This is a genomic window from Nocardia sp. NPDC056952 (assembly GCF_042674185.1).
GTDB lineage: Bacteria > Actinomycetota > Actinomycetes > Mycobacteriales > Mycobacteriaceae > Nocardia.
Genome location: NZ_JBHURA010000006.1, coordinates 131139 through 145308, shown reverse-complemented (window position 1 = coordinate 145308; position 14170 = coordinate 131139). Strand labels below are relative to the sequence as shown.

The window sequence follows — 14170 nt, the reverse complement described above, 5'->3', positions numbered from 1 at the left end:
CCGGACCGCTCGCGACATGGCCGACGCGACAACCTCGGTGCCGCCGAACATCCCGTCCGCGCCCGTAGGATCGGGACGCGCTACTCGACCGCTACCTACCCGACGGAGGGGGAGTTGCTAGCCGTACTGCTCGTTCACGCACTGGCCGCCCTCCTGGCCCCGCTGTGTGTACGAGTGCTCGGCCGCAACGCTTTCTACCTGCTCGCCCTGGTACCGCTGGGCAGCCTGGGGTGGGTGATCGCGCACTGGGGAACCACTGTGCGCACCCATGTGCAATGGGCGCCGCAGATCTCGATGGACATCGATCTGCGTTTCGATGCCCTGTCCGCGGTGATGTGCACGCTGGTGCTCGGCGTCGGCGCGCTGATCCTGGCGTACTGCGGGCGGTACTTCGAGCGTGACGAGGCCAGGCTCGGGGTGTTCGCGGCCGAGCTCACCGGCTTCGCCGGCGCCATGTTCGGGCTCGTCACCAGCGATAACATGCTGCTGCTGTACGTGTTCTGGGAAATCACGACGGTGCTGTCGTTCCTGCTCGTCGGCCACTACGCCGAACGCGCGGTCAGTCGACGGGCCGCGATCCAGGCGCTGCTGGTGACCGGCGCGGGCGGGCTGGCGATGCTGGTCGGCATCGTGGTCCTCGGGTTGCGCTACGACAGTTTCCTGCTCTCGGACCTGCTCGCGGCGAGCTCGGTCCCGGACGGGAGCGCGGTGTCGGTCGCGATCGGCTTGGTGCTGATCGGGGCGATCAGTAAATCGGCGATCGTGCCGCTGCACTTCTGGTTGCCCGGCGCGATGGCGGCGCCGACACCGGTGAGCGCGTATCTGCACGCCGCCGCGATGGTGAAAGCCGGTATCTACCTGGTGGCCCGGCTGGCGCCCGCGCTCGCGCAGACCCCGCCATGGCATCTGATGCTGCTGCCGCTCGGCATCGCCACCATGCTGCTGGCCGGGTGGCGGGCGATCCAGGTACACGATCTCAAGCTGGTGCTGGCGTTCGGCACCGTCAGCCAGCTGGGTCTGATGATCACGATGATGGGCATCGGCACGCCCGACGCGGCGCTGGCCGGGCTCGCTCTCCTGGTGGCGCACGGGCTGTTCAAGGCGTGCCTGTTCATGGTGGTCGGCATCATCGATCACGGCGCGGGGACCAGGGATCTGCGCAGGCTGTCCGGGCTCGGCCGGCGTGCGCCGGTGCTGTGCGCGATCGCGGTACTCGCCACGCTCAGCATGGCAGGGCTGCCGCCGCTGCTCGGTTTCGTCGGCAAGGAGTCGGCGCTCGGCGCGCTGTGGTCGGCCGGGATACTGAGTCCGCCGGTGCGGTTCGCGCTGCTGGCCGGTGTCACCGTCGGGTCGGCGTTCACCGTGGCCTACAGCATCCGATTCGTCTGGGGCGCCTTCGGAGTCACCGCGAATCCCGAGCGCGCGGTCACCTGGCACGCACCCGGCCCGCTGCTGCTCGGTCCGCCCGCGGTGCTCGCGGTGGCCGGGCTGGCCGGGGGTCTCGACACCAAGGCGGTCGATCGATGGTTGAGCCCGTACGCCGAGTCGCTGCCGGGCGTGCTCGACACCCATCTCGCCCTCTGGCACAGCTTCACCGGACCGCTCGCGCTGACGGTGGTCATCGTCGCGGCCGGTATCGCCCTGTTCCTGATCCGCGGCCGGATCGGCGAACCCGCGCACCCGCGTCTCGGCAACGCCGATCGCAACTACGACGCGGCCCTGCGCGCGATGGACCGACTGTCGTTGCGTATCACCGGAACTGTGCAGTCGGGTTCGCTGCCCGCCAGCCAGGCCACCATCCTCGGCACGCTCATCGTGTTGCCGACGGTGATGCTCGCGATCGGCACGCGGACCGGAGTGCAACTGCGACTGTGGGATTCACCGTTGCAGGCGGCGATCGGAGCGATCATGATCGCGATGGCGCTGGCCGCCACCGTCTTGCGCAACAGGTTGGCCAGCGTGCTCGTGGTCGGGGTGACGGGCTACGGCTGCGGCGTGATCTTCGCGCTGCACGGCGCCCCCGATCTCGCACTGACCCAATTCCTGGTCGAGACACTGACTCTGGTCGTCTTCGTGCTCGTGCTGCGCGCGTTCCCGGCGGAGATCGCCGAAAGCCAGGGCACGGCGTTCAAGTTCCGCCGGGCACTGCTGGCCATCGGCGTCGGCATCACCGTCCCCGTACTCGCCGCGTTCGCCATCGCCGCCAGGCACGGCAACCCGATCTGGCATGCCATCCCCGATGCGGCCTATCGGATCGGCGGGGGCAAGAACGCGGTCAACGTCCTGCTGGTCGACATCCGCGCCTGGGACACCCTCGGTGAGATCTCGGTGCTCGTGGTCGCCGCGACCGGCGTCGCGTCGCTGGTCTTCCGCAGCCGCCGCTTCGGCAGCGCACCCCGCGCCGCCGATTCCCCGAACTACGACCCCGACGCGGTGAGCTGGCTGCCCGCCGCCCGCCTCCTCGATCGCCGCGATCGCTCGATGGTCCTGCAGATCACCACCCGCCTGGTCTTCCCCACCATCATGGTGCTGTCGGTGTACTTCTTCTTCTCCGGCCACAACGCGCCCGGCGGCGGCTTCGCGGGTGGCCTGGTCGCCGGATTGGCGCTGACCCTGCGCTACCTGGCGGGTGGCCGATACGAACTGGGCGAAGCGCTCCCGGTCGACGCCGGGCACCTGCTCGGCGCCGGCCTCACCCTCGCGGCGGGCACCGCGACCGCGTCGCTCCTGCTGGGCGCACCGCCCCTGTCCTCGGCGATCATCGAGGTGACGCTGCCGCTGCTCGGCCACCTCAAACTGGTCACCGCCATGTTCTTCGACCTCGGCGTCTACCTGGTGATCGTCGGGCTGGTGCTGGACGTCCTGCGCAGCCTCGGCGCCCGCCTGGACAAGGAAATCCCATGAGTGCCGACCTCGTTCTCCTGATCACCATCGGCGTGCTCACCGCGTGCGGTGTCTACCTGCTGCTCGAGCGGGTGGTGTCGAAGATGCTGCTGGGGATGATCCTGCTCGGCAACGCGGTGAACCTGCTGATCCTCACGATGGGCGGCCAGGACGGGAAGCCACCGATCCTCGGCAGCGCCGACACCTCCCCCGACGGCATGGCCGATCCCCTCGCGCAGGCGATGGTGCTCACCGCGATCGTGATCACCATGGGCCTGGCGGCTTTCGTGCTCGCGCTGGCCTATCGCTCCTACATGCTGACCACCACCGAAGACGTGACCAACGACCCCGAGGACGCCCAGGTCGCCGCCCGCCGCGAACGGGAGGATCCCGAACAGTGACCCTGTCCCCGGAACTGCTGCCCGCCATCGCCGCACTGCCCGTGCTGGTTCCGCTGCTCGCCGCCGCGGCGACCCTGGTGTTCGGCCGCCGCCCACGGCTCCAGGCGATGATCACGCTCACGGCGCTGTCGGTGGTGCTGCTGATCAGCGCCCTGCTGCTGTATCTCGCCGACCGCGACGGCACCACCGCGGTGCAGGTGGGCGGCTGGCCGACCCCGATCGGGATCACGCTGGTGGTCGATCGGCTCAGTGCCGCCATGCTGCTGGTCTCGGCCTTCGTCCTGCTCGTGGTGTCGATCTACGGTGCGGGACAGAACATCTCCGACGGTGGCGAACACCAGCCGACCTCGATCTACCGGCCGACCTATCTGATCCTGACCGCGGGCGTGTCGACCGCGTTCCTGGCCGGTGACCTGTTCAACCTGTTCGTCGGCTTCGAGGTCCTGCTCGTCGCCTCGTTCGTCCTGCTCACCGTGGGCGCCACCGAGGAACGGATCCGCACCGGCATCGCCTATGTGATGGTGTCGATGGTGTCGTCGCTGATCTTCCTGATCGGCATCGGCCTCACCTACGCGGCGACGGGCACGCTGAATCTCGCGCAACTGGCCGTGCGCCTGGAAGCGACGCCCAGTGGCGTACGCACCGCCTGCTACGCGGTACTGCTGGTCGCGTTCGGGATCAAGGCGGCGGTGTTCCCGCTGTCGAGCTGGCTGCCCGACTCCTACCCCACCGCGCCCGCGCCGGTCACCGCGGTGTTCGCGGGTCTGCTCACCAAAGTCGGTGTGTACGCGATCATCCGCACGCACACGCTCTGGTTCCCCGACGGCGCGTTCGACGACATCCTGCTGGTGTGCGGACTGGCGACGATGATCGTCGGCGTCCTCGGCGCCATCGCGCAGACCGATATCCGGCGACTGCTCTCGTTCACACTGGTCAGCCATATCGGGTACATGGTGTTCGGTATCGGCCTCGCCACCACCGCGGGCCTCACCGGCGCGGTGTTCTACGTGGCCCACCACATCCTGGTGCAGACCGCGCTGTTCCTCGCCGTCGGACTGATCGAACGCCAGGCCGGCTCGGTGTCGTTGCGCCGGATCGGCGGACTGGCGACAGCCAGTCCACTGCTGGGCGTGCTGTTCCTTGTCCCGGCCCTGAATCTCGGTGGTATCCCGCCCTTCTCGGGATTCATCGGCAAGGTCGCACTCCTGGAAGCCGGTGCCGCCGAGGGCAGCGTCCTGGCGTGGGTGCTGGTCGCGGGTTCGGTGATCACCAGCCTGCTCACGCTGTACGCGGTGGCGCGGGTCTGGAGCAAGGCGTTCTGGCGACCACGCGAAGAGGCGCCGGAAGGTCATCTCACCGCGGCGAATCTACCGACACTGGTGGAGGATTCGACCGATGTGTACTACGAGGACCGCACCGATCCCGGCCGGATGCCGGTGCTGATGGTGCTGGCCACCATCGGGCTCGTCTCCGCGGGACTCGCGCTCACGGTGTTCGCCGGACCGGTCCTCGGCATCGCCGAGCGCGCCGCCGACGACCTGAACGACCCGTCGGTCTACATCGACTCGGTCCTCGGCCCGGTGCTGCGATGAGCCGGCTCGTGAACCGCGACAATATCCTTCGCGTCGCCGTGCTGATCTGGCTCACCGCCGTCTGGGTCGCGCTCTGGGGCGATCTGAGCCTGGCCAACGTCCTCGCCGGGGCCGTCGTCGCACTGATCGTGGTCTTCGCGCTGCCACTCCCGTTGGTCCCGGTGGCCGGGCGCTTCCATCCGCTGTCGTTTCTCGAATTGATCGCTGTCGGTACCTATTACGCGCTCGAATCGAGCTTGCAGGTGGCCTGGTTCGCGATTCGGCCCAGCGGCCCGCCGGTCTCGGGCGTGCTGCGCGTGCATCTGGCCATCCAGTCCGATCTGGTGCTGGTGATGTGCACCGACCTGCTCAACCTGATCCCCGGCACCATGGTCCTCGAACTCGACCGCGCGCGCTGCGTGGTCTATGTCCACGTGCTCGATGTGGGCAGCGACGAGGCGGTGGTGAAGTTCTACCGCACCACCCGGCGCCTGGAACACCTGATGATCAATGCCTTCGAACGACCGAGCGAACGCCGCCGCGTCGAAACACCACCGGAGGTGCAACCATGACTGTCGTCGCCGTCATCGCCGCCGTCCTGCTCACGGCCGCCGCGGTGATCACCAGCTACCGCGTCCTCGCGGGTCCGAGCACCCTCGATCGCGTCGTCGGCATCGATTCACTGATGGCCATCGCCGCGTCCGGGCTGGCGGTGTGGGCCGCCTACAGCGACGACACCACGGTGATCCCGGCGATCGTGGCGCTCGCGCTGGTCGGTTTCCTCGGCTCGGCCGCGGTCACCCGATTCCGGGTCAGGGACGACCGATGAGCGTATGGGAATGGGTGTCGGCGGTGCTGATCCTCACCGGCTGCGCACTCGCGTTCACGGCGTCGATCGGCATCGTCCGTTTCCCCGACACCCTCACGCGCATGCACGCGGCCACCAAACCACAGGTGGTCGGCCTCATGCTGGTTCTCGTCGGCACCGGCATCGACATCCGCGACGACGTCAATGTCTGGATGCTCGTGCTCACCGGCCTGTTCACGATCATCACCGCGCCGGTCGTCGCCCATCTCATCGGCCGCACCGCCTACCGCGAACAGCGCCACCGCGACGGGTTGTTCTAGGTGGCGGGCGTCGCGATTCGCTCGAGGGCCGGTGCGGGCGCGGTGGCGAACCAGGTGTTGTGGAAGGCGATCGCGACCGCGGCCAACAGCCCGATGACGATCGCGCCCGCGGCCACCGGATACTCCGCCATCGGCACCGCCAGGTACCGGTAGGACAGCAGCAGCCCCGCGAACACCGCCACACCGAAGCCGACCAGCCGGATCCGGAAGCCGCCCCAACCACGCTCGGGCGCACGCAGCGCCGACTCGACGGTCAGGCACAGCACCGCGCCCGCCACGAGGTCGACGCCGTAGTGATACCCGAAACCCAGTGTCGCGGTGACCGTGGCGGCCAGCCAGAACGCCCCGCCCCAGCGCATCCAGACCGGGGCTCGCGACCCGTCGACATCGCGGCGGGTGTGGATGAACAGCGACAGCGCCCACGCGGTGTGCATCGAGGGCATGCAGTTGCGCGGAGTGAACTCGTCGAAGGTGAGCGCGGCCGGGTTCGCATCGAGCGGCGGCATCGCGGCGGGCCAGAAATTGCCCACCTGGAAACCGTGCCCGTCGGCACCGAACGCGAACATCGGCCCGACCACCGGGAACAGCACGTAGAACAGCGGCCCGACCAGACCGAGCACCAGGAAGGTGCGCACCAGGTAGTGGGTCGGCCACTGCCCGGTCGTGACCACTGCGCGCAACTGCCATACCGCTACCGCGATCGCGGCCACCGGCAATTCGATGTAGACCCAGTGCAGCACCGCGTACACCTCGGGCCCGAGCACATCCAGCACGCGCCCGACGACCCACGACGGATCACCGAGCGCGTGATCGGCGAGCAGCACGTATTCGTCGAGCACGGTGGGCCGCACCGCCGAAGTCAGGTGCAGCCACACATCGCCGACCTTGGTGGCCAGCACCAGCAGCGCACCGAGCGCGACCGCCTTCAACGCGTCGCGACGTTCACGACCCCGCCATCGCACTGCCGCGACGACAGCCAGCACGGCCAGCACGATCGTCGGCCCGTTGCCGACGGTGAACGGCTTGCCGTCGATGAGTCGCAGCGCGACCCACACCGCGTCGATCCCGATCGCGGCGGCCAGCGCGAACACCCGGCGGCGCGTGGAGATCCCGACGAGCGCGAGCACCAGTCCCGCCCACGGCACCGACATCGACTTGGGCGTACCGACGAAGTCGCGAGCCAGGCTGGCCAGCGGTCCGTCGAAGCCGCTGAGCGACGCGACGATCTGCAATCCGACCAGCAGCGCGAGCACTGCGGCCACCCCGGCGACGGCGAGTGTGCGTGGTTCACGCAGACGCGAACCGAGGGTGGCACCCCCCGCAACGTCGCGCGGATGTTCGACAAGCATCCGACCATCGTAAACGGCGGGTGAACGCGATCTCCCCGCGCAGCTGAACGCTACTGATCCAGCTCGCGCACCAGCGCGTCGACGACCGCGACCATATCGCCCTGTGTCTGCGCGGCGACCCGGCGTTGCCGCTGGTAGGAGGCACCGTGACGGGGAATGTCAGCCACCGCCGCCAGTTCGTCGGCGCAGCCGAGACGCTTCGCGGTCGGCTCGAGCCGGGTGAGCAGATCCATCAGATCGTCGGTGACCAAACGCTCATTGCTGGCGTCGTCGACGATCACGATCGCGTCGAGCCCGTAGCGCGCGGCGCGCCATTTGTTCTCCTGCACATGCCATGGCGGCAGCGTCGGCAGTTGCTCGCCGTTCTCGAGGCGCTGATCCAGGTCGACGATCAGGCAGTGGATCAGCGCGGCCACCGAGGCCAGTTCGGCGCGGCTGGACAGCCCGTCGCACACGCGCACCTCGATGGTGCCCCACTTGGGCGCGGGCCGGATATCCCAGTGCATCCCACCGAGCTGTTCGAACACACCGGTTTTCATCTGGTCGTGCACGAAACCTTCGAACTGGCGCCAGTTCTCGAACTGGAACGGCAGCCCGGCGGTCGGCAACTGCTGGAACATCAGCGCCCGGTTGCTGGCGTAACCGGTGTCGTCGCCGGACCACATCGGCGACGACGCCGACAGCGCGAGCAGATGCGGATACGACAGCAGCAGCGAGTTCAGGATCGGAAAGACCTTGTCCCGGTGCGACACTCCCACATGCACGTGGACGCCCCAGATGAGCATCTGACGGCCCCACCACTGGGTGCGTTCGATCAGTTCGTCGTAATGCGGTGAGCGCGTGAGCTGCTGGGCCGACCACGCCGCGAACGGGTGGGTGCCCGCGCAGAACAGGTCGACACCGAGCGGATCGGCCGCGCGCCGCACCGCGTTCATGGTGCCGTGCAGGTCTTCGACCGCGCCGCCGACCGTGTCGTGCACGCCGGTCACCAATTCGACCGTGTTGCGCAGCAGTTCCTTGGTGACCTGCTGGGTGCCGTCGTGGGCGCGCAGGTCACCGACCGCGTCGAAGACCGCCGAGGCGGTGTTGGACAGATCACGCGTCACCTTGTCGACGAGCGCGATCTCCCATTCGATGCCGATGGTCGGCCGGGGCGAACCGCGAAACGAAACCGACTCGAATGCCCCGGCCATGGGAGTGTCTCGCTAACCGACGACGCCGCACGCCACCCGGGCGCCCGCATCACCGGTGGTCAGCGTGGTTTCGTCCGGTCCGGTGCCACCCTCGCGGGTGTAGCGCGGCGGGATGTTGCCGAAGTTGTCGGCGCCGCCGTGGATGATCAGCGCCTTGCCCTTGACGTTGTCGAGGGTGACCGAGTCGGTCCGGGTGACCAGCTTCGCGGAGCCGTCGGCGCCGACCTGCAGCGAGGTGAGGTCACCGCTGGCCGGGTGCGCGGTGGCACCGCCGACCTGCAGATGCCCACCGGCCGAGGCGAAGTCGCCCTCACAGGTGCCGTTCTGGTGGAAGTGCAGGCCGTGGAAGCCGGGGGTCAGACCGCGCGCCTCGACGGTGACGACCAGGTGGCCACCCTCTTGGACGATGGTCGCGGTGCCGACCTCGGCGCCCGCACCGTTCTTGAGCGAGGTCTTCAGGCCGCCCGCCACGCCACCGTGGTCGTCGCCGTGGCCGGGAGCCGCGGTCTCCGACGGTGCGGCGTGACCGCCACCGTGGCCGCCGCTTTCGCCCGCGGGTGCCGCCGAGCTGGTCCACACCGGCGGCGTGGTGCCCTTGACGTCACTCGACTCCTGGCTGTTGGTGCAGGCTGCGAGCCCGAACGCGGCGACCGCGAGCACCGGGGTCACAATGCGCCAGGACGGGCGACGAGTTGTCGACGTGGCCATCAGGGGACTCCTTATCGGACTGGGGCTATACCGCTCAAGATGATGCCACAGCGGCGACACGGCCTACGGCACCGCGTGCCGCGCCTGGTTCAGCGACCGGTCAGTACGACGACGACACCCGGCGAGGTGTCCCCCGACTTGGGCGCGACCGTCCCGCCGACCTGCTCGGCGATCTCGGTGGCCGCGGCCTTGTCGCGCGCGCCGCCGCCGTAGTACACGGTGGTGGTGGTCAGGTTCTCGCCGCTGTAGTTGCCGGTGCTCACGTTGGTCCAGCCCGCGGTGGTGAGTTCGCTCGCGGTGCGCGCGGCCAGGCCGGCGACCAGGCTGTTGTTCAGCACCCGCACCGACACCGTCTGATCCGTGGCGCCCGTCGCGGGTGCCGTGGTGGTGGTCGTCGGCGCGACGGAAGTCGTCGTGGTGGTGGTCGGGGCAGCGGCCGCGCTGGTGGTCTTCGGCGCGGGCGTGGTGGCAGGCGCCTGCGCGACCGCGCTGGAGGTGGTGGTCTCGGTCTGCTCGGTATCCGATGCCACGGCATCGGAGTTCGACAGCGACATCGCACCCAGACCGGCGAAGACAATGGCCAGCGCGATCAACACCATCGCCAGCGCGCGCAACGGCGGGCCGCCGGGGGTGGGGTTCGGGTTGCTCACCCGCCCAACCCTAGTCGCAACGAACGGTGTGTGGCCGTCATGTCAGACCTGGAAACCGAGTTTGCGGGCGGCACGCGATTTCTGCCTGCTCGCTCGCAGCCGGCGTAGCCGCTTGACCAGCATCGGGTCGGCGGCCAGCGCCGCGTCGGAGTCGACGACAGCGTTGAGGACCTGGTAGTACCGGGTGGCCGACATGGCGAACAGCTCGCGGATCGCGTCTTCCTTGGCGCCCGCGTATTTCCACCATTTGCGCTCGAAGTCCAGAATGTCGAGCTCACGACGACTCAGACCGGTGCTCTCGTCGGCGGCCGAATCCTGTTCGCCCGCAGAGTGGCCCTCCGCGATGTGCCGAGCTGCTGCGCCGTCCATCTTGCTCCCTCGCCGAGTATCACGAGATGGGTAGATACCGTCGTCATTCAACCACGGGTTCCCCTGATCCTTCGACCCATGTCACGGCGTGTTGACTGAAGGCCAGTAGGGGTGGCGCGGCCCACAGGGGTCCGCCGATCCTCCGCCCGCGCCAGCGGCGATAATGGCGACCATGGCAATTCTCCCGATCGTGATCGTCGGTGACCCCGTTCTCCACAACCCCACCGCGAAGGTGACGGAGACCCCCGCGGAGCTGGCCGAGCTCATCGCGGATATGTACGACACTCTCGAAGAGTCCAAGGGTGTCGGCCTGGCGGCCAATCAGGTCGGCGTCGGCAAGCGCCTGTTCGTCTACGACTGCCCCGACTTCGACGCCACCGGCAATCCCGTCCGCCGCAAGGGCGTGGTGGTGAACCCGGTGCTGGAGACCTCGGCGATCCCCGAGACCATGCCCGACCCCGATGACGACGAGGAAGGCTGCCTGTCGGTGCCCGGCGAGCAGTTCCCGACCGGTCGCGCGGACTGGGCGAAGGTCACCGGGACCGACGAGAACGGCGAGCCGGTGGAGCTCGAGGGCACCGGCTTCTTCGCGCGCATGCTCCAGCACGAGGTCGGCCACCTCGACGGTTTCCTCTACGTCGACGTGCTGATCGGCCGCAATGCCCGCGCCGCCAAGAAGGCGATCAAGCGAAACGGCTGGGGTACACCGGGTTTGAGCTGGATCCCCGGCACCGTCCCCGACCCCTTCGGTCATGACGACTGATATCCCCCTCGGCCGCCGGGTGGTGATGCGGTACCAGCTGCCCGCGGGTTATCCCCAGCCACTCACCGACGTGATCGGCGAACTGGTGTCGCTCACGCCGCCGTCGGTGCGGACCGCCGAGGGCGAGCTGGTCTCGGTGTCCGCCGATCGCGTTGTGGCGTTGAAGGCGCTGGGGCCAAGGCCCATTCGGACCAAGGAGATCCGGTCGCTGGAGACCGCGGCTGCTATGGCCTGGCCGGGCAGCGCGCACCTGTGGATCGACGGCTGGCTGGTACGAGCGGGCAACGGCTACACCGGGCGCGCGAATTCAGCTGTGCCGCTGGGCGAGTCGGGTGTGCCCGCGGTGTTGTCGATCGACACCATGCACAAGATCGCGGACTGGTACACGAGTCAGGGGTTGCCGCTGCTGCTGCAACTACCCGACCGGCTCGCTCCCGTCCCGCCGACCTGGAACACCTGGAGCGAGACCGTGGTCCTCGGTCTCGACATCGCGAATTTCGTACTGCCGCAAGGACCGTCGATGGTCCGTATCTCCGACGAACCCGAGGACGGCTGGCTGCGGACGCACCGCTACCGCGGCGAGATCCCGCTCGATCCGACCGTGCGTGAACCAGACCGCGCCGTGCTCACCTCGGTGCTGGACGGCACTCTCGGCTTCGCCTCGCTCGGCCTGCCCGAACCCCTGTCCATCGGCCGCGGCGCGGTGACCACCGCCCCCGACGGCCGGCGCTGGGTCGGGCTCACCTGTGTGGCCGTAGCGACCGCGCACCGCCGCAACGGACTCGGCGCGCTGCTGTGCGCCGAACTGATCCGGTGGGGTGCCGAGCTGGGCGCGAGCCACGCCTACGTCCAGGTGGAGGTGGGCAATTCCGGCGCCCTCGCCCTCTACCGCGAACTCGGCTTCATGGAACATCACGCCTACCGCTACGCCGCCCCCCAGAGTCATTAGTCCCGAAAGGACCATCGCCGTCGTGCGTCTCGCCACCTGGAACGTCAACTCGATCCGCTCCCGCGTCGATCGGGCGATCGCCTTTCTGGACCGCCACGACATCGATGTGCTGGCGTTGCAGGAGACCAAGTGCCGTGACGATCAGTTCCCGTTCGAGCAGTTCGAGGCCGCGGGGTACGAGGTGGCGCACGTGGGGCTCAATCAGTGGAACGGTGTCGCGATCGTGTCGCGGGTCGGGCTCACCGATGTCGAGCTCGCGTTCCCCGATCAGCCCGGCTTCGACAAGAACGCCGGCGATTCGCTGATCGAATCGCCGGTGGTGGAGTCGCGCGCGATCGGTGCGACCTGCGGCGGGGTGCGGGTGTGGAGCCTCTACGTCCCCAACGGGCGCACGCTCGCCGACCCGCACTACACCTACAAACTGGACTGGCTCTCGACCCTGCGCGCGAAGGCGGCAGGCTGGCTGGCCGACGACCCGCAGGCGAAGATCGCGCTGGTCGGCGACTGGAACATCGCCCCCACCGACGACGATGTCTGGGCGCCGGAACTGTTCGTCGGCAAGACCCACACGTCCGCGCCCGAACGCGAGGCGTTCCAGTCCATGCTCGACATCGGCTTCCGCGATGTGATGCGCCCGTTCGCCCCCGGCCCCGGTGTCTACACCTACTGGGACTACACCCAACTGCGTTTCCCCCGCAAAGAGGGCATGCGCATCGACTTCATCCTCGCCTCCCCCGCCCTCGCCGACCAGATCAAGGACGCTTCGGTGGACCGGGAGGAACGCAAAGGCAAGGGCGCCAGCGACCACGCACCCGTCATCGCCGAATTCTCGACCTCGATTCCGGACACCGAGGCGTAGCAAGTACATGGGTAACTCACCGGGTACGGGCTAAGCTGAAAACCGCCTACCGGCGGCCGCGTCGCCGCCGGTAACGCTCCTCAGTCTGGCCAGAAGACGCGGAGAGGCGGTCAGCGCGCTTTATGTCGTTTTATCGCAGGGCCGGGACGGTGCCGCCGAAGCGGCATACGCAGCATCGGGATGCGCGCGGCAACCTCTACTACGAAGAGCTGATGGGCGAGGAGGGGTTCTCCGGGGACTCCTCGCTGCTGTATCACCGCGCACTGCCGCCCGCGATCGTCGACGCTACGGTCTGGGAGCTGCCCGATCAGACCTTGACGCCGAATCATCCACTGCACCACCGGCATCTGCGGCTGCCACTGCTGTTTCCCGGCGATACGGCGACGACGACCGACCCGGTGACCGGGCGCAGGTTGCTGCTGGCCAATGCCGATGTGCGGATCTCGTACGTGGTCGCCAAGGGCGCGTCCCCGCTGTACCGCAATGCCATCGGCGACGAGCTGGTGTACGTGGAATCCGGTGCGGCCGTGGTGGAGAGCGTGTTCGGGATCGTGCCGGTCCGCCAGGGCGATCAGGTGCTCATGCCGCGCGCGACGACCCACCGCTGGCTGCCGATGGGCGAGGAACCGTTGCGCGCGTACGTGATCGAGGCGTCGAGCCACATCACCCCGCCCAAGCGCTATCTCTCGAAATTCGGTCAGCTACTGGAGAGTTCGCCGTATTGCGAGCGGGATCTGCACGGGCCACTCGAATTGCTGCTCGTCGAGGACACCGATGTGGAGGTGCTGGTGAAGCACCGGGCGGGCACCGAGGTGATCGGCACCAGGATGACCTACGCGACGCATCCGTTCGATGTGGTCGGCTGGGACGGCTGCCTGTATCCGTACACGTTCAATATCGCCGATTTCGAACCGTTGACCGGCCGCGTTCATCAGCCACCGCCGGTGCATCAGGCCTTCGAGGCCACCAATTTCGTTATCTGCAATTTCGTGCCGCGCAAGGTCGACTATCACCCCCTGTCGATTCCGGTGCCGTACTACCACTCGAATGTGGATTCCGACGAGATCATGTTCTATTGCGGCGGGAACTATGAGGCGCGCAAGGGTTCCGGTATCGCCCAGGGTTCGGTGTCGGTGCATCCCGGTGGTTACGCGCACGGCCCACAGCCCGGTGCCTATGAACGCAGTATCGGGGCGGAGTTCTTCGACGAACTGGCGGTGATGGTGGACACGTTCCGCCCGCTGCAACTCGGCGAAGGGGCGCTGGCCTGCGAAGATCCCACTTACGCGTGGACGTGGTCCGGTCGTGGGCCGGGGCAGGCATGAGTGAGCGCGGTGGCGTGAACGG

The 14170-nt window shown here is 68.3% G+C and carries 15 protein-coding genes; 10 read left to right on the top strand and 5 right to left on the bottom strand.

All coding sequences use genetic code 11. The features are described 5' to 3' along the window. Positions 1–114: 114 nt before the first annotated feature. From ACFTS5_RS21785 to mnhG, 6 genes are read left to right on the top strand one after another with little or no spacing between them, the layout of a single operon-like run. On the top strand, positions 115–2904 hold the full coding sequence (locus tag ACFTS5_RS21785; RefSeq protein ID WP_378633815.1) for a Na+/H+ antiporter subunit A: 2790 nt from the start codon (positions 115–117) through the stop codon (positions 2902–2904). Next, the gene (locus ACFTS5_RS21780; RefSeq protein WP_378633812.1) at positions 2901–3284 is read left to right on the top strand and encodes a Na(+)/H(+) antiporter subunit C; all 384 of its coding nucleotides are present in this window, start codon (positions 2901–2903) and stop codon (positions 3282–3284) included. The genes ACFTS5_RS21785 and ACFTS5_RS21780 overlap by 4 nt, the downstream gene beginning before the upstream one ends. After that, the gene (locus tag ACFTS5_RS21775; RefSeq protein WP_378633810.1) at positions 3281–4876 is read left to right on the top strand and encodes a Na+/H+ antiporter subunit D; all 1596 of its coding nucleotides are present in this window, start codon (positions 3281–3283) and stop codon (positions 4874–4876) included. Before ACFTS5_RS21780 ends, ACFTS5_RS21775 begins: the two co-directional genes overlap by 4 nt. A gap of 8 nt (positions 4877–4884) precedes the next feature. Continuing rightward, complete coding sequence (locus tag ACFTS5_RS21770; protein WP_378633808.1) at positions 4885–5427, top strand: Na+/H+ antiporter subunit E; 543 nt, start codon at positions 4885–4887, stop codon at positions 5425–5427. Next, on the top strand, positions 5424–5684 hold the full coding sequence (locus tag ACFTS5_RS21765) for a monovalent cation/H+ antiporter complex subunit F (protein ID WP_101465412.1): 261 nt from the start codon (positions 5424–5426) through the stop codon (positions 5682–5684). Before ACFTS5_RS21770 ends, ACFTS5_RS21765 begins: the two co-directional genes overlap by 4 nt. Then, entirely contained in the window at positions 5681–5983 is a 303-nt protein-coding gene (mnhG, locus tag ACFTS5_RS21760; protein WP_378633804.1) for a monovalent cation/H(+) antiporter subunit G, read from the top strand. Before ACFTS5_RS21765 ends, mnhG begins: the two co-directional genes overlap by 4 nt. Here mnhG and ACFTS5_RS21755 read toward each other — a convergent pair. The 5 genes from ACFTS5_RS21755 to ACFTS5_RS21735 form a co-directional block, all read right to left on the bottom strand. Beyond that, on the bottom strand, positions 5980–7332 hold the full coding sequence (locus ACFTS5_RS21755; protein ID WP_378633801.1) for a DUF5933 domain-containing protein: 1353 nt from the start codon (positions 7330–7332) through the stop codon (positions 5980–5982). The genes mnhG and ACFTS5_RS21755 overlap by 4 nt on opposite strands. A 50-nt stretch (positions 7333–7382) precedes the next feature. Then, positions 7383–8525, bottom strand: coding sequence for a glutamate--cysteine ligase (locus tag ACFTS5_RS21750; RefSeq protein ID WP_378633799.1), 1143 nt, complete (start codon positions 8523–8525; stop codon positions 7383–7385). Between the two features lie 12 nt (positions 8526–8537). Further along, positions 8538–9233 (bottom strand): superoxide dismutase family protein, encoded by a 696-nt coding sequence (locus ACFTS5_RS21745; RefSeq protein WP_378633796.1) that lies wholly within the window; start codon positions 9231–9233, stop codon positions 8538–8540. Positions 9234–9322: 89 nt separating this feature from the next. Beyond that, positions 9323–9883, bottom strand: a complete 561-nt coding sequence (locus ACFTS5_RS21740; protein WP_378633793.1) for a LytR C-terminal domain-containing protein — start codon at positions 9881–9883, stop codon at positions 9323–9325. A gap of 42 nt (positions 9884–9925) precedes the next feature. Next, positions 9926–10252, bottom strand: a complete 327-nt coding sequence (locus ACFTS5_RS21735) for a DUF3263 domain-containing protein (RefSeq protein WP_378633791.1) — start codon at positions 10250–10252, stop codon at positions 9926–9928. A gap of 172 nt (positions 10253–10424) precedes the next feature. Between ACFTS5_RS21735 and ACFTS5_RS21730 the strand changes: the two genes are divergently transcribed. The 4 genes from ACFTS5_RS21730 to ACFTS5_RS21715 all read left to right on the top strand — a co-directional run bounded on the left by ACFTS5_RS21730 (position 10425) and on the right by ACFTS5_RS21715 (position 14148). After that, a complete protein-coding gene (locus tag ACFTS5_RS21730; protein WP_378633788.1) occupies positions 10425–11015 on the top strand; it encodes a peptide deformylase in 591 nt (196 codons plus the stop codon). Then, the gene (locus tag ACFTS5_RS21725) at positions 11005–11964 is read left to right on the top strand and encodes a GNAT family N-acetyltransferase (protein ID WP_378633786.1); all 960 of its coding nucleotides are present in this window, start codon (positions 11005–11007) and stop codon (positions 11962–11964) included. The genes ACFTS5_RS21730 and ACFTS5_RS21725 overlap by 11 nt, the downstream gene beginning before the upstream one ends. A gap of 22 nt (positions 11965–11986) precedes the next feature. Then, positions 11987–12823, top strand: coding sequence for an exodeoxyribonuclease III (locus ACFTS5_RS21720; protein WP_378633783.1), 837 nt, complete (start codon positions 11987–11989; stop codon positions 12821–12823). Positions 12824–12945: 122 nt separating this feature from the next. Then, positions 12946–14148, top strand: a complete 1203-nt coding sequence (locus ACFTS5_RS21715) for a homogentisate 1,2-dioxygenase (RefSeq protein ID WP_378633780.1) — start codon at positions 12946–12948, stop codon at positions 14146–14148. The last annotated feature ends 22 nt before the right edge of the window (positions 14149–14170 follow it).